This window comes from Haloarcula nitratireducens, from assembly GCF_019599505.1.
This window is the reverse complement of record NZ_RKLT01000023.1, coordinates 31234-49634: the sequence shown is the minus strand read 5'-3', so window position 1 is coordinate 49634 and position 18401 is coordinate 31234. Positions and strand designations below refer to the sequence as shown.

Here is an 18401-nt window from a genome sequence, read left to right as displayed (position 1 = left end):
CTTTGAGTTGCTCGAAGGAAATCTCGTCGTCGTAATAGGCGGCGGCAATCTCTTGGGTGAGTGCGTCGTCGTGAGCGGCGTCTTGGAGGTACTCCCGAAGCGCGGTCACGAGTACGTCTGTCCGGTCTTCCCCGAGGACTACGGCTAGCGCGTCGGCCCGGTCAATGAGCCGGTTGGGGGCCCGAAACTGCACGCGCTTCTTATCTGTACTCATGATGTGTACAATGCGAGCCAACGCACTTAGTCGTTTTCGTGTGTACAATGTGAGCCACACTCGGATCCTATCGAGCATGTTAGCCTCGATTTAGTATAGCAATATACGGTTTGTAATACCGAAATAGTTTGAAGTATATTTTATTGGTGTTCTCACAGACTCCACCAGTCTGTTAGTCCCCAAAACCTATATCTAATCTGGGAGAAACACGCTACTATCCGAATATGCCAGGTACAGAACCACAGCCTCACTCAGCGAGGCCCCTCCTTCCTGCTCACAGCAGTGAACAATCGATATCGTGGAGTACGACACTGTGAGCGACGTCACATCCACAGATTCCGACCGCGAGTGGGAAAGTGTCGATGATGTCTCCTGGACGCTGCTCAACCGCGAGGAGCTCGTCGAAGCATACTGGGCCGTCGTCGCTCCACTAATGACAGCCGATGACCTCGACCCAGAGCGTGAAAAACCGACATACAAATGGCTTCGTGAGCACGAGCTTCGTCCACTCCTCTATGCTCTGCGGGAGCATCATGACCGCACGTTCGCGGAGTTCTGGCGTGAGGATTTAGCGTTACAGGCTGAAGAAACAGCGTATGAGTGGGCAACAGACCACGAGCGGACTATCGAAGCACTCGAATCCTTCCTCACCTCTCGCCGGGAGCGCAAGGGGCTCGCAGAATCGTCGATCAAGACACTCCAATATCGACTCAACCGATACGTTTGCGCCTATCAGGCTGAGAACGAATCAGACGACCTCATAACACCGATAGCACGCGATAGCGACACACCAGCCTACAGAGCGGTTGATGCCTGTTGGGGGGCATTCGACCGGCTGCACGCAACGCTTGATGGCGGACAAACCAAGCGTCGGATTCACTCAGCTGTCTCAAACTGGTATGCTCATCTCGTTCGACGGAAATGGGCCGCTATCAACCCTGCAGATGGCCTTGATGACGAATTTGACTGGTCACAGGGCTCGTCTGATGATGCTGATACGCCATGTCTCGATACTACCCATGTCCGAGCACTCTACCAAACAGCGACTGAACAGGAAGAGCGTCTTCTCGTCCTCGCCTTATGCGCTTGGGGACTTCGGCCAAATGAGGTTGCCAGCCTCCACACTCGTCAATTTAACCTCGATGTCCCGACTGAGACAGTTCCATATATCGACTTCGAAGCAAGAAAAAACGGTCCTGGAGAGGTCTCGCTGCTCTATGGACAGGACGTCCTCGAAGAACGCCTTGCTACATTAGCTGACCGCGACGACTGGGATGGCTACCTATTCCCGTCACCACACGCCTCGAACGGCCACATCTCTCGATGGACAGTCTGGAATCGGTTCACAAATCTCGCTAGTCGGGCTGGACTACCTAACGAGATCGAAGGTGTCTCACCTACGCCAAAAATGGGGCGACGATTCTGGTACGATGCATATTCTGCGTCACTTGACGTCGTTCTCGGTAGTCTCGATGAAATTGCAGCCGAACAGGGGAGTGCCAGCGCCGACGTCGTTTTACAGAACTACCTCTCAGAAGCACGAGCCCGGAAGCTGCGGCGACAATATATGCATGATAAGCTCGCCGCCGCCTTCGACCCCGACATCGCGTAAACCGCCTCAGGTCGACTCCTCTTGCTTAGCGACAGACGACAGCGCAACTGGATTTCCCAGCTTTGAATTATAGAGCAACGTACTCAATGAATCTGTGAATCAATGAGTGTTACTTGAAGGGGCAGCGATGATACTGAAATTCGTGAATCAAGCCCCCATCGAGCCTGGAGTAGGCTCGAACAGCAGATCAGGGTTAGTAGAAATCAAGACGTTATTGAATTCGCGAATACAAGAATACATGAAGTCTTAAACCACTGAGTCAAGGAATCATAGATCCCAAGGATCAGTGAATTCGTGAGCTATTGATTATTCTATCAATGCTTTCAATAGTTACTGATTCGATGAGTCATAGATTCCATGAATACCAGAGTCGCAGAGTAGGGGAGTCCACGCAGCTTCTATATCGGAGTCAATGAATCCCTACATCATCAATTCAAAGATCTATCGAGCTTTGCTCCAAAACCTAAATGAGTCATTTTCCCCTGTTGCACGGGTGCTAGAACGGTATTGTTGAGGAGCCAAAAGTGAATAACGGTGGAATAAGATCCAAGAGTCAGTGAGTTATTGATTCACTGATGCTCTTCAAGATCCACTCATAATCGGACATGGTTTCGCGATAGCGCTCCGCTACAGGGCGAATAGGGGATTTCCACACAAATATCGGATAGCCAAATGTCTGCCGTAAATTTATGAGTCAGTGATTCAATGATTGGACTATGTCTGAGACACCGCGTGGCTGGGGAGTCTTTCCGTCAACTGGAATTCCCACGGTCGCGTTCGGGAACCAGAAAGGTGGCACCGGGAAAACAACTGCAACAATCAATAGCGCAGCAGCACTGGCAGCTCGCGGCCACGACGTGCTGGCAATCGATCTGGACCCGCAAGCTGACCTGACGAAGGGTCTCGGGCTCGGTCCCGGAGACGAGAACGATGCATCGAATCCAAAAAACGAGCTCCCAAATACGCTCACCACTGACGATGGGAACCTCCTGGACGTACTTGTCGACAACCCACGCACGCACGATACAGCGCTTTCCGAAATCGTGGTCGACGCCGACGAGTACGACCACCTGAACTTCGATATCGTTCCGAGTCACAAAGACATGGGACTCGCCCGTGACTGGATGGATGATGCGAGTGCTCGTCTCTCGCTGAAAGTCGCGCTTGATGAGCTAGTCGAGGAGGGCTATACCTACGACTACATCCTCATCGATTGCCCGCCAGACCTGTCGGTACTTACAGACGCCGCGTTTATCGCCGCCCAGAACGTCTTCCTCGCGGCTCAAACACAAGCGACCTCACGAGATGCACTTGACGACCTCTGGGACCAACTCGAGTCGATAGAGGATAATCAACAGGTCGAGATCGCTATCGTCGGCCTCTTGGCGAACATGTACCGGGACGACGGTCAGTCACAGAAGTTCCTGAAGGCGTTCGACGAGTCATTCGCATCGATGGCACCGATCTTCGAACTCCCAATGCGAGTAGCGATACAGCGAGCTTGGGACAACGGCTGTGACATCTTTGAATGGGAGGATTCGAACGACCAGCAAGTCGAACGGGACGTGTTCCTAGAAATTGCTGGGACGATGAAACGTGCATTCGACAAAGCAGAGGTGGAGGCCTAATATGCCACGAGGAATGGACGAGCGGTTCGACAATCCAGTTGACGAAGATAACGACGCGCCAGCGGATACAGATGAAGCGACCGAAGCTACCGAGACCACAGAAACGTCGGAAGCGACGTCAGCATCTGAAGAGCAGTCGTCACCGGACGAGACTGCGTCGTCGGACGAAGGTGACGACACTGAGGAGCTCAACATTCGCGAGGACTGGGACTCAGCGACGATATACGTCGAACCAGAACAAAGCGAAGATATCGAAGTTACGTTCACTCGCCTGAAAAAACAGCTGAAACGCGAGGACCTTACCCTCGAAAAGAACAAGCACTTCTACCGGGGAATTTTCGAGGTCGCGTTCGAGGAACATCGCGAGGAGACAAAGGAGAAAATCCGAGAACTGGCCAACGAAGCGAGTAATCAATGATTCAGTGACTCCGAGAGAAAGCGGTATAGGATACCAGTGATGCAGAGAGGGAACGTGGTAACTTTTGAGGAGAGGTGCTGTAAACCCTATTCCACAATAGATTCGAGACACCAGTTGTGAAGTTGAGACTATAGTGGGTTTAGCGGGCCTGTGATGCGCGAATTTGACCGGTTCAGTCAGCGGAAACTGCTCCAGATCACTCTCCAAGCGGCCATTATTATCAAATCTCCAACCGTATAGGCAGATTTTTCAGACGTCCAATAGTGTAGCCACTCAGACGGCGCGCTAACCCAGACAGAGTGTCTCTCTACCCGATTCCAGTTTCCTTCTTCAGCAGCGTCAGCGTGTTGTCCGCTGTAATCACCGGTGAGTGCTCATACTCGCCAGTCAATTCGGCTTGGACGAGGAGATCGACAGCTCGCCAGATCGAGTACAGCAGACACGCAAACGCGAAGTAGAAGAATCGCAGCCCAAAATTCTTCGACGTTGTCGCCGCCATGAACCGTTTGATCGACCTGTACCCACTCTCGATCTCCCACCTGTAGCCGTACTCCGTAAGGTGTCCGCTCCCCCGATTCGTCATGAACACCGAATACTGCCGGTGATCGTCGTGCTCGGAGTCCTCTTTCCGTCGGTAGATCAGCCTCGTCTCGTGCCACTCGTTCTTGCCGAGGTGGAGCTTCCGGTCAGTTTCATATCGGCCTTGATCGCGCTGGAGCAATCGCTTGGCCTGGGCTTTCTCGCTGGTCTGCATCCGCTTCGGAACGACGTAGGAGTGCCCGCGCTGACTAATCATCTCCAGGACGTGCTGGCTATCGAACTCCCGGTCCATCAGTACGTTATCGACGTGAACGAGCTCTTCAGCCGAATTCAGCAAGTCCTCGACGATTTCTAGTCGTGACTCGCCTTTCCGTACCGGGCGGGCATCGAGGACGAGTGGGACAGCGTTCCCGACCAGCTAGACGGTCGCCCACTGATAGGCGTACTCGTCGGTCTGTTCTTTCGTCCCGATGATCTCGTCCTCGTGGCCGGTCCGGTCGCCGGTGAAGGGAGCAGCCTCGGTGATGTCGATAGCGACGATCCCTGCCCGGAAGAACTTCTCCGTCTCTGCGACCTCATCAATGAGTCGTCGAATCGCCTGCCGGTACATCGCTCGAATCTGCTCGATAGAGAGATCACGAATGTGGTCGCGGTGGGCGTGTCCGAGTGGTGTCCGCTCCCGCGTTGACTCGTGGACGAAACTGCGAGCACCCTCGTTTGCAGCCAGCCGCTCGCGCAGTCCGAGATACGTCTGTAGGTCCCAAAAAGCGTGCTCGTGGACCTCACAGCCCTCGCCACGATTGAGCGAGAACGCAGGGAACACGACACGGCTGACGTGCTCGGTGACTCTATCGGCGTTGTCCAGAATGGCTCGGTCGTCTGGAACCGATTCGTCCACGTCATCGCAACGAGCCGGGAGGATCTGCTCCGGTTCGCGGGGGACGGTGACGTCGGCGTTCTGCGCTTTGATGAGAATCGTTCGAGCCGCTTTCTGGACCGTCTCGCGAAGCTCATCGTTGAAGCGCGTGTGCCACTGCGCCAGAGTGTCGATTGGTCGGGAACGGCACCCAGCCCAAGACATTCACAGAGTTCGAGATGGCTTTCGAGGTACTCGCAGAGTGCGGTCTGGTGCTCCCATCCGTGGAGTTCCTTCAGGACGAATAACCGAAATAGTGTGTCAATCTCGTAGCGAGTTGGTCCCACGTAGCGGTCGTGTACGTTGAACTGAAAATACGCTAGCGGAAGTGAGCAAACGAACTTCTCAACTGACTCGTGGTGGACGTGATCGAACCAAGCTCCTGCGACGGCGCGAATATCCGACTCTAATCCGGCAAGTGAAGCGCGGTCATACAGCGGGTTTGAAGTATAGACGGACCACTTGATAGTCGGTTGGCGAGCAATTCGACGGAAGACAGTCCGGCGTGACTCACGCGTCACACCCACATCAGGAGATAGCTGGAGAGGCTAAAGAGTCCGTCTAATCGGTGAACGAAATCAGTCTATGAAAGCCACCTCAGACCTCTGAAAAATTGATTCGAACTCAGGTCTGGCTCTGATAGAGGAGAACTAGGATAGCAAGTCCGATGAAGAAGTCCGGGAGAAACACGAAGGCGCCGATATTTGGGCGAGGGCGGAAGCCGAAGACGTTGTGTACTACTGGATTTGACGTACCCGCGTATAGGAGCAGCGCGAGGCTTAGCACAAGCAGGCTTGCTGTGTACTTGTTCGGAAGATCGCGATAAAGCTGCACGTAGATGACTGCGAGTGCCACCAGTAACACGAGGTTCAGGGTGGTAAAGAAAACCTCCATCCGAATGAGCAGTTCAACCTGGGAGGACAGCGCCCTCGACGGAGGGCCATGGGACGGAACTGATGTGAATAGTGCGACTAAGAGTGCGATACCACTCGCGGCGGTCGCACTCGCTACTGTCGTTCCAAGTGGACCCTTGATCCAGTTACGAATCATCATCAACTCCGGCCTGTTCCACCACGTCTTCCATGATGTCGAGGTTGTTCATCATTCTGTCTGAGAGGAAGTACATCTGCCCGTAATTGTCACCCTCCGTGGTCACAATATTGCTCTCCTCGAGGACTTCGAGATGGTGCTGCACTGTTTTGTAGTTCAAACCTAGGTCATTCGACAATTGATTGGTGTTTCGTGGCTGGTCGTTGAGTGCGCGGAGGATACGAAGCCGATTTCGGCCTCCACGAGACCCACCAATGAGCCACCAGAGCAACTGCCGCATCTATCGAGTATTCATTTGGTCGGTGCAAATACATTCTGTCTCGGGCCGAACGATACTACGGCCTCAAATCAGTCACTAATCCAGGAGATAATCCGATCAGCGATTTCACCGTTATTGTCGTCTTGCATCATGAGATGTGTATTTCCGGATATCCCTTCGTCCGGAAGGCTAAGCAGCGTCGATGCGGGACTTGTCTCTCCTGCGAGCTCTGCAGTTGTCTGGGTCGCTTCCTTGCGACCAGTCTGCCCACGCTCGTCGACATAATCGCCATACACGCCCATGAACGGTGCATCACCACCCATCTCCGCCACAGTTTGCGGGTCAGTCGGCGCACCGACCGGCTCAACTGCGACGATCCGTTCAACGAGATCCGGCATAGCTTGTGCAACCGTGAATCCGGAACTACCGCCCGCTGAGTGAACGAGCAGCACTGCCGGACCAACACGGTTGAGAAGCGCCTCTAGGGCGGCAGTCTCCTGAGGTGATGCGAACTGACTCCCACCGCCACCTCCGGTAGTCGTCCCTGGCTGAGTTCCAGTTGCTGCCTCAGTGGAATCCGCAGATGTGGAGTTTTGGTTGCCGCCACGTCCGCCCGTCTGGCCTCCACCTTGCCTACCGCCACCTCCGCCACTGGTGCTGACGTATGCGGGGAATGACGCAATGAGTTGGTCGACCGACTCGACCGGATATCGAACGTCATCGTACGGGTCACTGACTTCAGGTCCGAACCCCCATGTCGGCCATGCTCGATCGATAGACCATCGAGAGAGTGATGCAGAGTCAGAGTTCTGGAGGGCAGCAGTGTCTAAGCCACCTGAATCGACGTTTCGAGGCGGGTTGAATACATACACTGGATGGCCAGCTTCGGCAAAGTACTCCACCCAACCGCGTCGACCGTCAGGTGTCGTCCGGTAAATGTACGGTGACAACCCAAGGCCGGGCACCATTACAACGGGTGACTTGTCGGTGGCCGTATCGGGCCGTGTATATACGACTTCAGCACGTCCGTCGATGACCGTACTACTGCTTGTGCCTGCGTTGCCGACGTAGAAATTACCGAACGTCGGAGAGTCGTCATTCTGTTGTTCGGATTGCGGAGAGGCCTCAGGAGAAGTCTGTGTATCGGTGTTCGGTCCGCTGTTGTCAGTTATGCTATTGCACCCTGCGATAGTCGCAGCAAGTGCGACTCCACTTGCGCGAAGAAACGCTTTCCGAGAGATGCCCGATGACATACAGATCGTACTGACCGGGGAACTGACTTAGTCGATTGCCGAAATCGGCCACAGGTTAGGCACAAATTCATTCCAGTTCATGCAGAACGCCCGATATTGACAAATGATGTTAGATTGGGATAATACTGTATCGCCCAGAGCGTATGCATTGAGAGCGCCAGTCTCAACTACTGGACACCAGTTGGCCAGCGTTGAGAGCCCCACCGAATTATAGGCTCTCTATGCGACCCAAATTCCGTCGTGAATCGAGCGACTGGACCGCTTGTTAGCTTTTATCTCGCCACGGGGGATGTCAGTCGCTCGTTCCGGATCGTGGAGGACGACTCTCGCCCAAATATGACTATATAAAATATAGAGTTACCGTTCTGTCCACAGGTTTATATTTTGAGTGCTAATATACCCAGCTATGGACGAAAAGCGATTCGTTGTCGCCCTGTTTGGACTTCTTGTAACCGCCCTCCTTGGCGCACTTGCGTACCAATTTATTGCCCCACTAACACTATCTGTTTTTCTCTATTACTCGACCCGGCGCTATCACCACTTCTTACGGCGATTCCGCCTCCCCGCGCGAGTGCGTGCAGTCATCGTCATTGTCTCGCTTGCTCTGCCCCTCCTGCTGTTAGTGACGTATGCCGTTGTCTTACTCATCGTTCAGTCCCAACGTTTTGTCGAACAGTATGCACTGATCGACGTCGCCGCCACACACATTGAATGGCTTGGAGATATGGATTCAATTCCGGATTTAACTGTTCACGGGCTCTATGAGGCGTATCAATCCGGACAACTCTCACCACTAATCGAATTTCTCAGCACCCACGCCACACTGCTTACGTCCGTCGTCTCGAACCTCTTTCTCAACCTCTTCGTGACGACTATCGTCACGTATTATCTTCTCGTAGATGGGCAGCGTATCCGCGAGTGGTTGGTGCGATTCGACGATGGGGCCATTATTCGCGAGTACCTCGAAGCCGCTGATGCGGAGCTGGAAGCAGTTCTGTTCGGTAACCTCCTCAATGTCGTAGCCATCGCACTCATTGCGATTGCCGCGTTTTCAGGCTACAATGCGCTGGTCCCGACCTCCGTCCAGGTTCCGTATCCGGCACTGACTGGGGCGTTAACCGGCATCGCAAGCCTCGTCCCGGTCGTCGGGATGAAAATCATCTATCTACCGGTGACTGGGATCACCGCTCTTCCGGCGGTCCTCGATGGGCAATCGTCACTGCTTGTCTATACTGTCGGCCTACTTCTCGTAGCGGTAGTCGTAGTCGACACGATACCGGATCTGGTCTTGCGGCCGCTGCTGAGCGGTGAGCAAACACACGTCGGACTATTGATGCTGGCCTATACGCTTGGTCCGGTGGTGCTGGGGTTTTACGGACTCTTTTTCGCGCCGATACTGCTCGTCATTGTACTCACGTTTGCTAATACGGCACTGCCACGCCTCCTTGGGGCCGACGACCCCGATGGGCTCCATCAAGACCAGTTACGACTCAGCGACTTTCGGTGAGCAGGCATTATCGCTACTCTGGCGCGCTGAACCGATGCCTGAATCCGCTTGTGGGGCCACATTTCAATCTATCAACGCACAATGCTGACAAACTGATGGAAGACTATTGAATCCGCAGTGGAGTGAATCACTGAATCATTGATCCAGTGAGTCGATGAAGTGTACTATTAGAATACGTTCTTCCCGGTGGGCTTGTCAGTAGACTTCCGCTGTGAGCTACTCCGTCGTACTCATTCGATGAGGACAGAGCTTCCTACCGATAGTTCGAGAAACGCAACTGAGCGTACGTCCGCTACTTCTGGCCGCTTACGAGGGACTCGACACACTCAACTAGATCGTCCTCCGTTGACCAGTAGCAGAGTCGGCAAGCATCGTCAAGCATGTCAAAGAGTGCTGTCTGCATTCCGCTATACGAGCCGTCGATATCAATTCCCGTATCGATTGTATCTCTATCTAGTGTGTCGTATTCACGTTTGAAGACGTGGATCTTAGCAAAGTACTTCTCAAATCCCACAGCGGTCGCAGTCTCCACGGGCGTCAATTCGGTCTGTCCCAGACCTAACTTCTGAAGACCGCGGGAAAGAACGTTGTACGACGCATTCGCGTCCCTATCTGGCGTGAACCCGCAACTCGGACAGCTGTGTTCCCGCACCCATAATGGCTTGTCTGTCTCCACACCACATTCAGCACACTCTTTGGTCGTGCCACGCGCATCCACCTGGGCGACGTGCGTGCCGTACAGGTCGCCTTTGTACTCTAGCATTTCGATGAATCTTCACCACGCGGCGTCCTATTTATACAGAATCAAAGAGAATACCTGCGTCTTTAGCCGCAGAATGAATCTGACACTACTCGAGACAATCCACCGCTCGATAGCACTACAGAGTTTCCAATCCACAATGTCCAAGTAGTGCCACTTTGTAGCAGGGGGCAAGGTCAGGTCGGAACGGAGCGGATTCCGAACGACCTTCGGAGGCGGCCAGCCCGCCTACGATAACGAGGTCGTTCGAAAATCACAGATTTTCGTGATCACGAGAGACTTCGTCTCTCGGACGACAGTATCCGAAACGCCGACGCGGTGAACACGAATCCTCGAAGGGTTTGTCTTTCGTGCCTGTCGGTTGAGCAAAGCCTCAAAGATACCTCTGAGTCCGTTGAAGTCTGCCGGACTCTCCGTGGCAAAAATAACACGAAGAGTCCGAAGACGATGAAGGATAGGAGTACCGGCGGGTTGGCACCGCCAGACAGCCACCGACCACGACGACTGGGTTAGACGCGGACTCCCGTGAAGTGGTGGCGTCCCTGGTTGCAGACCTGAAACTCCCGCCGCTCGGGATTCCTCCGCGTTTACGCGGAGGAGGATGTCAATCTATCAGACTACACGCCTTGCCAGCGCCCGAGTGGCTGCTCTTGGGACCAACGTAGCTACAGAAACCTCACCACTGCTAACCAACACAGCAGCGACCTTCCAACTCATGTTGGTTAGCTATAGTCGCCTGCGAGTATCGGTGTACTCGATCTGACTCTACTACTGGCACCCTCACTGACGGAAGAAATCTTCTGCGGTGCAGCTGCGGTTGAGAAACGCCTGAGTAATCCTGTTATCGACGTAATACTCCCCAAATAGAGACCCATAGAGCGATAGGTCATATACTGGTTAGTGTCCTCATATAGCTGATAACAAAAACGTAACAAAGCACATCGTGACGCTACATGGGGGTATGGATTGGAATGCCGCCATCCAACGAAACTCTGGACGTGACTCCAGTGCCGCCTCTATATGGGCACTTGCCATTTTGCTCTTTGGGGTAGGTGACCTAATCACCACTGGCGTCGGGCTTCGTGTCGGGGGCGTCGTTGAAACAAATCCAATTCCTCGACTGTTCTTCCAATACTCAGTGCTTGGCGCAATGGGCGCGCTCAAAATTGCTGCCTTTGGGGGTTTCTATGTCTGCTGGAGGCTTGTGCCACGGCCCTATTCGATGGGGATTCCGCTTGGGCTCGCAGTACTCGGTGGGGTTGTCACTAGCTGGAATCTGCGTGTCGTGCTCTTGGCGCTGACAGCGTGAAGGTGCAGGACTGAACGGCGGCCTCTCGTTCCGGAGGCAAATGCGTGTTTATCACTCTAGATGAGGTGGTGATAGTGTTCAGCGGAAAACAATGGATCTGTCTCGTCTCATCTCAAAACACACTCACGCTTCACAGACGCACGTCGGACAGGTGAGCCCGAGTTCCGCACAAAGCTTCCAGATGAACGTGAGAAGCCAACAACGGGCCGTCGAAGACGCTAGTCGTCAGCAGGCGTGACGTTCACGTTCTTCGTGAGCGCATTCGCCGTGTCATATTGGGCCTTGACCCGAGCGAGTCGCTCGATATTGTCACCGTACACACGGTCGGTCACATCTTCAGTCTCGCGCGTGCTGACACCGGTGAACCCACCATAGGCACCGTACCCACCCAGACGCCGGAACCGATCGTCACTGTCCCGCGCCCACGTGATGTTCGCCGTGTCGTCGCCTTCCTCCCAGTTTGACTCGACTGTGACCATGTACTGTGCATCACGGTGTGGATACGCGGTCGCGTCACTGGCCGGCTCACTGATCGCCCCACCCATCTGCCAGATCCCGACACCGGAGAGGGGCGACGGTGCCGTCTCCGCCTCCTCGAGCATCGCATCGATCATCTCGTCCGAGAGTTCGTCGACGAAACACGATCGGTGACAGTAGTTTCGGCCCTCCGGGAACATCATCGACCCGAGCTGGTGGAGCATCAAATACGGCATCGGCTCACTCATGTCCAGCAGCGGCTCGGCTGCGAGGTCACGGAACGGCTGGAGCGCGTCCATGCCATCCTCGGGATCGCCGATATAGCAACCCAGCACTGCAACAGCTTCCTCGCCGACAAGGTCCGCGGGCATCGGCGGCAGATCGGGCACGTGGCTTCGCAAGGCAAGCGTCGTCACCTCGTCGGGTGCAGCTGCCGCTGCCGCACGATAGGCCTGCAACACAGCCTTCGACTGTGTGCCCGGATAGAACACACCCAGCCCAGCGACGATCGGGCCGACTTCGTACAACTCGAATTCGAAATTCGTGACGATACCGAAATTCCCACCACCACCACGGACGGCCCAGAACAGATCGGCGTTTTCGTCTGCACTGGCTGTGACGAGTTCGCCGCTGGGCGTAACGACGTCAACCGATCGCAGCGCATCGATACCAAGCCCGTGTTTCCGGCGCATCCAGCCGATGCCCCCACTGAGTGTCGACCCCGGAATACCGACGTCGCCTGCGCTCCCGGTCGGTGGTGCGAGACCAAAATGTTGCGCCTCGATGAGCACGTCGCGGGCTCTGCACCCCGGTCCAACCTGTGCGACCCGCTCGGTAGGATCGACGCGAACATGGGCCATTTCCGAGAGATCGAGTACGAGCCCATCCTCAACTATCGCACTGCCGGTCTGATGGTGAGCACCGCCACGAATCGAGAGTGGCAGGTCGTGCTCGTCGGCAAATTGGATTCCATTTCCGACATCAGCAGCCCCCCGACACTGAACGATGAGCTGTGGATGTTTATCGATAAGTCCGTTCCAGACCGTCCGCGCTTCGGAATAGCGGTCGTCGTCCTGTGAAATGATTTCCCCTCGAATCGTCTGTGCAAAATCGACAATGTCGTTACCGAGGTCACCCTCCATTTGTGATTCCCCTGATGACATTCAAATAAGCCAATTGTACTCTTTTTATATAACTTCTTTCTGACACGCAGAACTTGCCGACGCTGGTCGTCGCTGGGCCGATTCCCCCGTTCAATACAGCGCTACTCGACACAGCAGCGACTTCTGCCTCGTGTTGAGTAGCTAAATCTCGTCTCGTATTGGTTGGACAATCGTCGCCTCGGGAGACCCTCTCCAATTGACCTGACCAGCGGAGACGGTCCGCAGCTACTGTGTTCAGCCAGTTCGTTCGAGATACTCTGTTAACCGAGAGAATGTAAGCCCGTGTTCGGCTTGGAGCTTGTCGATCGGCGACTCGTATCCATGCTCGTTGAACCACTCGAACATCACACGATACTCTTCGCCGCCTTGGTCCATCATCTCCGCCAGGTCGGCCGGTGAGACATGGTTGGCAGTGACGTCGACGCCAGTCACGTCCGCCATTCGGATGGCAGTCGCGGTCAGCGTGAGCTCGTCGCTCGCCAGTTCGAACTCTTCACCGATGTACCGGTCAGGGTTGGCGAAAATCTGGGCAACGAACGTCCCGAGGTCGTCGACGTCGAGCATTTGTAGCGGGACGTGTCGCTCCATCGCGAGTGTAATTGTTCCGTCCATGACCTCCTCACGATTGCCCTCCAGATTCTGCATGAAGAACACCGGTCGGACGATGGTCGCGTCCAGGTCAGCCTCGTTGAGGTACTGTTCGATCTCCCACTTGGAATCGAAATGAGAGATTCCCGTATCGCGCTCAGCCCCACCGACAGAGCTGAACACAAAGTGATCAATCTCTGACGCGACGGCGGCATCGACTGCGTTTTTCCCATGTTGGACCTCGGTTTCATACCCATGTTCCCAGAAATTGGTGACACAGAACACGCCCGCAACCTCGTCCATAGCTGCTTCGAGCGTCTCAGGCTCGTCGAGATTGCCTTCGACAACGTCTGCACCGCGCTCTTCAAGAGACTGAGCCGCGTCACTCTCGGCATCGCGCGTGAGTGCGTACACTGTAACGTCCTCGTCCAGCAGCTGGTCGGCCACTGCGCCGCCTTGTGTCCCCGTGGCTCCAAGTACGAGAATGGACTCGCTCATAGCCTCAATATGGATTCAACAGTCAAAACCCTCCTTGCCGATTGGTACCCAGTCGCGAGACGAAAATACAGATTAGGAACACCGACACTACTGGGGAAGTGCTGGACCCACGCTACGTCGGATGACTCTCAGAGATCGGTGACTGCTCCCAGAGGACTCGCCGCGTCGCTAACCGCTCCTGCACTGTTGTCGTGCTGGTGAACCAGTAGTTCCCTGAGAGAGCCTTCTACAACCGGTGGCCCGGGTCGGCTAATCACATCTTCGCCGGCGGAAGACATCTTCTGCGGTGTGGGTGCGACTGCAATCGCGGTCGAAATTCTTATAGAAGCTTTTAGCAGCCACCCTTACGTGTTATCTATAATATCAACCAAACTGATGGAGGCTATCAAGAAGTCTCTTCGCCAGATGGGACTGAGTAATCCGGTATTGCCGGCCAGCACAAGCTAGTAATCTCCGTAGCAATGTTTCATGCTAGCTCATAACAAAGTCAGCGATACACCTACAAAGTAGCGCACTCAGTGCTCCCAGCAGCGGGGCCCGTGGTGCAGGAGTCTAACTGATGCCTTCACAAAACCCGGACGAAACCGCAACACGGGAGGAACCACGATTCCGACTGAACCGACGGGAGTGGCTCGCAGGCTCGGCAGGCGTACTCGGCCTCTGGAGCCTGGATACTGCGACGGCCCATCCATTGTCCGCTGCAATGCAGGAATCGGATACTGGCACCGAATCGTCCCAACAGCAACCATACGTCCTCGAAGACCTCGGCGATGGGCTGTACTTTCTGACCAATGGCACGTACCAAAATATGTTTCTCGTCACCAACGAGGGTGTCGTTGTCGTGGATGCACCGCCGTCACTCGTTACAAGTCTCTTTGCAGCCATCGAGGAAGTTACTAACCAACCGATCACCCACCTCGTCTATAGCCATTACCATGCCGACCACATCGGGGGCGCGAGCTTATTCGACGACGAGGTGGAAATCATCGCTCACGAGATGACCGAACAGTTGCTCTCGCAGTTCGACGACCCCAATCGACCGGCACCGACGAAAACATTCGCTGGGAGTTACAACCTCGAGGTCGGCGGTGGGGAACTCGAACTCGATTACCGGGGCCCGAACCACACGCCGGACAACCTCTTCATATACGCGCCCGACCAGGCGGTCTTGATGTTAGTCGACGTGATCTTCCCTGGCTGGATTCCTTTCAAAGCCCTCGCCGTCTCGCAGAACATTCAAGGCTTCATTCAGGCTCACGAGACCGCGTTACGCTACGATTTCGAAACGCTCGTCGCGGGGCACCTCGCGGAGCCGGGGACACGGGCAGACGTTCGAACCCAGCTCGAGTTCGTCACCGATCTGAAAGCTAACGCGGAGGCAGCGATCGAGTCGGTGAACTTCCAATCTGTCGCTCAGGAAGTTGGGACTGACAACCCGTGGGTGCTCTTTGACGCGTATCTGGACGCTCTGACCGAACACGCCGCGGCGGCAACACTCGAAACGTGGGCAGGACGGCTCCGAGGCGCCGAGGTATTCATGGCGAGCCATGCGGAGACGATGGTCGAGGCACTTCGGATCGATTACGGTATTCTCGGGCCATTCGGTCCTCCAGAGGAGGTCGGCGGAGCCTGACGTGGCGACGCGACCATTTCTCGCTGCTTGAATCGACGAGTGTTGATGCTCCCCTCTGAATCTTGCATGATCGGCTATGGCGACATGGCAAGAGACACGTTCGTCTCGTTGACGGCGTTGCAGAGATTACGCGCAGTTAGTGGGAATTCCCTGAACAGCGATGCTATTGCCGTACCGCGCCTCGGTAAGAGGGGACACTACTATGAACGACGTGACGGTCAGAACCCAAGCCAGTTTAGAAAAATCGGATGAGACGGCCGATGTCTCACGGCACACGATTTTCGAGACCGAGGATACCATCGTGGTGCAGTCGCGAGTCGCCGGTGGGATGACGACCGGGTGGCACCACAATAGCGACCGGCACGTCTACGGCTACGTGGTGGCAGGACACGCAAGACTGGAGTACGGACCAGCGGGCGATGACTCAGTTGCACTTGATGCGGGTGACTTCGTGTACGTGCCACCGCAAACAATCCGACGAGTGGTGAACCCGACCACCGAAGACTGGGTAATCGTCATTAGCTTCGTCGGCACCGGTCCACCTGCGATACCTGTTGCTGGGCCACGGCCGGACACCAAGTAGTCGACACACCCTCTGAATACTCTCGTGCCTCTCTTGTGCAACCAGCAGACACATCGAGGCGACCGTCGGACAGCAATATCTGCAAGACTATTACGCAGCAAATTTTAGAGAGAGTCGGTGAGTTAGCTTGGCAACGAATCTACTCTACGGACTCTATATTTTCACCTTCGCCGCCGCTGCGCTCGGCTGTTTCCTCAGTCTGCCGCGACTACGGCGCGTGCGAGACCGTGATACTCGCTGGGGTTTACTGACGCTTGTCGGCACGAGTGGGGGATGGGCGGCTGCCCAGGTGGGCTTTCTCATCGCACCAACGATCGCTCTCAAACTCGGCAGCTACGTGGTCGGTCTCGTTCTAGGATTCGCCGCAGTTGGCGCCTGGCTCTACTTCTGTTCTGCCTATACCGGGCGTGGCTACCATCACAACTCACCGTACCGACGGCTGGCCTTCGTCGTCTTCATCATGGTTGTCGCGGTCAAGATCACCAATCCACTCCATCACGAGTATTTCACGACCACGATCATCTCGACCCCGTTCCCGCATCTCTCCGTTCATACCGGGCCACTCCACTGGCCCGCGATGGGCCTGTCCTATGCGCTGGCGTTCGTCGGCTTCTTTATGCTGCTCGAACTGTTCACCGCCGTCGATTACGATACACGACCGCTCGGCGTGCTCGTCGGCCTTACCGGGCTCCCCGTCGTCTTTGACATCGTCGGGTACGCCACGCCCTATCTCATCGATATGACGTACGAACCGCTCGGTGTCGCCGTATTCGCCCTTGGTGTGGCCTTTGTACACTTGGATCGCTTCGAAGCGGTTCGCCTCGCGGCAGAACGGGATACGCCAATCATCGCTCTCGACCAGCAAGAGCGGGTTCGTGATACGAACCAGGCTGCACACGACCTCTTTCCCGCGTTGGATACTGCACGCGGACAACACCTTCGGACGGTCCTCCCATCGGTCGCTGCGTGTCTGCAGCGTGCCGAGCCGATCTTGAAACTCGAACAGAACAACCAGACCCGGTATTTTCACGTCACACAGAGTCCATTCAGTACCGCGAAAGCCGGCCTCGGGCGGACAATCGTCTTTACCGACGTGACTGAACGGGAACGCTATCGGACGGAGCTGGAGCGCCAGAACCAGCGACTGGAGCAGTTTGCGAGTATGGTGAGTCACGATCTGCGCAATCCACTCACCGTCGCTCAGGGGCGGCTCGAACTCGCCCGCGAGACACTCGACAGCGAAGACGAGGATCTGTCGGCTGTTCACCAGGCTCTTGTCCGCATGGACACTCTCATCGACGAGGTGTTATCGCTCGCTCGGCACGGCCAACCAGTCGACGAGACAGAGAAAATCACCCTCTCGACCATCACAGCAGACAGCTGGGCAATGGTTGCGACAGCGGAAGCCGACCTCACTATCGCAGCCGACGTCACATTCGCGGGAGATCGGAAGCGATTGCAGCGACTGTTCGAAAACCTGTTTCGAAACGCGATCGACCACGCAGGTACAGACGTTGCAATCACGGTCGGCAGCCTCGATGATCACGGCTTCTATGTTGAAGACAATGGCCCTGGCATCCCGTCTCCAGACCGCGAGCACGTGTTTGAGCCAGGATTTACTACACAGTCGGGCGGCACTGGGTTCGGGCTCGCTATCGTTGCCGAGATCGTCGCGGCTCACGGCTGGAACATCTCTATCACCGAAACCGACGCTGGCGGTGCACGGTTCGAAATTAGTGGGATTGAATCTATTGCCGAAGCCTAGTGAGCAAGGCGAAAGCCGCCTCTGAACATGAACGAGGCGACGCCAGTATTCGGGGAAATCACGGATCTGACGGATCGAACGGCGATCTCCGGTACAACTTATCCCAGAGTCTCGCCGCGTAGCTAACCAACACACATCGAGATTCTCCCGTCGAGTTGGTTAGCCAGCTGTAGCCTTAGCAAGCCACAGATTGCGACCCGAGTCGGCTGCTGACACTCTCGCCAGCTG

At 55.4% G+C, this 18401-nt stretch carries 13 protein-coding genes and 3 pseudogenes; 8 read left to right on the top strand and 8 right to left on the bottom strand.

Going from position 1 to position 18401, the window contains the following annotated elements; all coding sequences use genetic code 11:
- A pseudogene (locus EGH23_RS22445) lies at nucleotides 1-214 on the bottom strand (hypothetical protein); the annotation flags it as partial.
- A gap of 313 nt (nucleotides 215-527) precedes the next feature.
- On the opposite strand from EGH23_RS22445, the gene EGH23_RS22440 reads away from it, so the two are divergent.
- The 3 genes from EGH23_RS22440 (at nucleotide 528) to EGH23_RS22430 (ending at nucleotide 3872) form a co-directional block, all read left to right on the top strand.
- Nucleotides 528-1826 (top strand): tyrosine-type recombinase/integrase, encoded by a 1299-nt coding sequence (locus EGH23_RS22440; RefSeq protein ID WP_220582217.1) that lies wholly within the window; start codon nucleotides 528-530, stop codon nucleotides 1824-1826.
- A 716-nt stretch (nucleotides 1827-2542) separates the two neighbouring features.
- Nucleotides 2543-3454 (top strand): ParA family protein, encoded by a 912-nt coding sequence (locus tag EGH23_RS22435; RefSeq protein WP_220582216.1) that lies wholly within the window; start codon nucleotides 2543-2545, stop codon nucleotides 3452-3454.
- Nucleotides 3455-3467: 13 nt separating this feature from the next.
- Complete coding sequence (locus tag EGH23_RS22430; RefSeq protein WP_220582223.1) at nucleotides 3468-3872, top strand: DUF8160 family protein; 405 nt, start codon at nucleotides 3468-3470, stop codon at nucleotides 3870-3872.
- 307 nt (nucleotides 3873-4179) lie between these two features.
- On the opposite strand, the pseudogene EGH23_RS22425 reads toward EGH23_RS22430, so the two are convergent.
- The 4 genes and pseudogenes from EGH23_RS22425 to EGH23_RS22410 all read right to left on the bottom strand — a co-directional run bounded on the left by EGH23_RS22425 (nucleotide 4180) and on the right by EGH23_RS22410 (nucleotide 7089).
- Nucleotides 4180-5855 (bottom strand): annotated as a pseudogene (locus tag EGH23_RS22425) (transposase).
- 97 nt (nucleotides 5856-5952) lie between these two features.
- Nucleotides 5953-6222 (bottom strand): DUF8036 family membrane protein, encoded by a 270-nt coding sequence (locus tag EGH23_RS22420; RefSeq protein ID WP_007344095.1) that lies wholly within the window; start codon nucleotides 6220-6222, stop codon nucleotides 5953-5955.
- Nucleotides 6223-6367: 145 nt separating this feature from the next.
- Nucleotides 6368-6658 carry an ArsR/SmtB family transcription factor gene (locus EGH23_RS22415; protein WP_220582215.1) on the bottom strand — a complete coding sequence of 97 codons (291 nt, stop codon included), beginning with the start codon at nucleotides 6656-6658 and terminating at the stop codon, nucleotides 6368-6370.
- 68 nt (nucleotides 6659-6726) lie between these two features.
- Nucleotides 6727-7089 (bottom strand): alpha/beta hydrolase family protein, encoded by a 363-nt coding sequence (locus tag EGH23_RS22410; protein WP_328766843.1) that lies wholly within the window; start codon nucleotides 7087-7089, stop codon nucleotides 6727-6729.
- Between the two features lie 1207 nt (nucleotides 7090-8296).
- Here EGH23_RS22410 and EGH23_RS22405 point away from each other — a divergent pair.
- On the top strand, nucleotides 8297-9397 hold the full coding sequence (locus EGH23_RS22405; RefSeq protein ID WP_220582214.1) for an AI-2E family transporter: 1101 nt from the start codon (nucleotides 8297-8299) through the stop codon (nucleotides 9395-9397).
- Between the two features lie 511 nt (nucleotides 9398-9908).
- On the opposite strand, the pseudogene EGH23_RS22400 reads toward EGH23_RS22405, so the two are convergent.
- Nucleotides 9909-10172 (bottom strand): annotated as a pseudogene (locus tag EGH23_RS22400) (zinc ribbon domain-containing protein); the annotation flags it as partial.
- Nucleotides 10173-11118: 946 nt separating this feature from the next.
- Here EGH23_RS22400 and EGH23_RS27325 point away from each other — a divergent pair.
- The gene (locus EGH23_RS27325; protein WP_220582213.1) at nucleotides 11119-11466 is read left to right on the top strand and encodes a DUF5658 family protein; all 348 of its coding nucleotides are present in this window, start codon (nucleotides 11119-11121) and stop codon (nucleotides 11464-11466) included.
- Between the two features lie 218 nt (nucleotides 11467-11684).
- On the opposite strand, the gene EGH23_RS22390 is transcribed toward EGH23_RS27325, so the two are convergent.
- Together EGH23_RS22390 and EGH23_RS22385 are read right to left on the bottom strand one after the other, a co-directional pair.
- Nucleotides 11685-13085: an FAD-binding oxidoreductase gene (locus tag EGH23_RS22390; RefSeq protein WP_220582212.1), complete on the bottom strand. Its 1401-nt coding sequence runs from the start codon at nucleotides 13083-13085 to the stop codon at nucleotides 11685-11687.
- A 255-nt stretch (nucleotides 13086-13340) separates the two neighbouring features.
- Nucleotides 13341-14192: an NmrA/HSCARG family protein gene (locus EGH23_RS22385; protein ID WP_220582211.1), complete on the bottom strand. Its 852-nt coding sequence runs from the start codon at nucleotides 14190-14192 to the stop codon at nucleotides 13341-13343.
- A gap of 559 nt (nucleotides 14193-14751) precedes the next feature.
- Here EGH23_RS22385 and EGH23_RS22380 point away from each other — a divergent pair.
- The 3 genes from EGH23_RS22380 (at nucleotide 14752) to EGH23_RS22370 (ending at nucleotide 18173) form a co-directional block, all read left to right on the top strand.
- Nucleotides 14752-15825: an MBL fold metallo-hydrolase gene (locus EGH23_RS22380; RefSeq protein WP_220582210.1), complete on the top strand. Its 1074-nt coding sequence runs from the start codon at nucleotides 14752-14754 to the stop codon at nucleotides 15823-15825.
- A gap of 202 nt (nucleotides 15826-16027) precedes the next feature.
- Nucleotides 16028-16408: a cupin domain-containing protein gene (locus EGH23_RS22375; RefSeq protein ID WP_220582209.1), complete on the top strand. Its 381-nt coding sequence runs from the start codon at nucleotides 16028-16030 to the stop codon at nucleotides 16406-16408.
- A gap of 127 nt (nucleotides 16409-16535) precedes the next feature.
- A complete protein-coding gene (locus tag EGH23_RS22370) occupies nucleotides 16536-18173 on the top strand; it encodes an ATP-binding protein (RefSeq protein ID WP_220582208.1) in 1638 nt (545 codons plus the stop codon).
- Nucleotides 18174-18401 lie beyond the last annotated feature (228 nt).

Coding starts and splice junctions, on each gene's coding strand:
- EGH23_RS22390 (WP_220582212.1), bottom strand. CDS start 13,085: ATGGAGGGTGACCTCGGTAACGACATTGTCGATTTTGCACAGACGATT.
- EGH23_RS22415 (WP_220582215.1), bottom strand. CDS start 6,658: ATGCGGCAGTTGCTCTGGTGGCTCATTGGTGGGTCTCGTGGAGGCCGA.
- EGH23_RS22405 (WP_220582214.1), top strand. CDS start 8,297: ATGGACGAAAAGCGATTCGTTGTCGCCCTGTTTGGACTTCTTGTAACC.
- EGH23_RS22420 (WP_007344095.1), bottom strand. CDS start 6,222: ATGGAGGTTTTCTTTACCACCCTGAACCTCGTGTTACTGGTGGCACTC.
- EGH23_RS22375 (WP_220582209.1), top strand. CDS start 16,028: ATGAACGACGTGACGGTCAGAACCCAAGCCAGTTTAGAAAAATCGGAT.
- EGH23_RS22435 (WP_220582216.1), top strand. CDS start 2,543: ATGTCTGAGACACCGCGTGGCTGGGGAGTCTTTCCGTCAACTGGAATT.
- EGH23_RS22430 (WP_220582223.1), top strand. CDS start 3,468: ATGGACGAGCGGTTCGACAATCCAGTTGACGAAGATAACGACGCGCCA.
- EGH23_RS27325 (WP_220582213.1), top strand. CDS start 11,119: ATGGATTGGAATGCCGCCATCCAACGAAACTCTGGACGTGACTCCAGT.
- EGH23_RS22385 (WP_220582211.1), bottom strand. CDS start 14,192: ATGAGCGAGTCCATTCTCGTACTTGGAGCCACGGGGACACAAGGCGGC.
- EGH23_RS22380 (WP_220582210.1), top strand. CDS start 14,752: ATGCCTTCACAAAACCCGGACGAAACCGCAACACGGGAGGAACCACGA.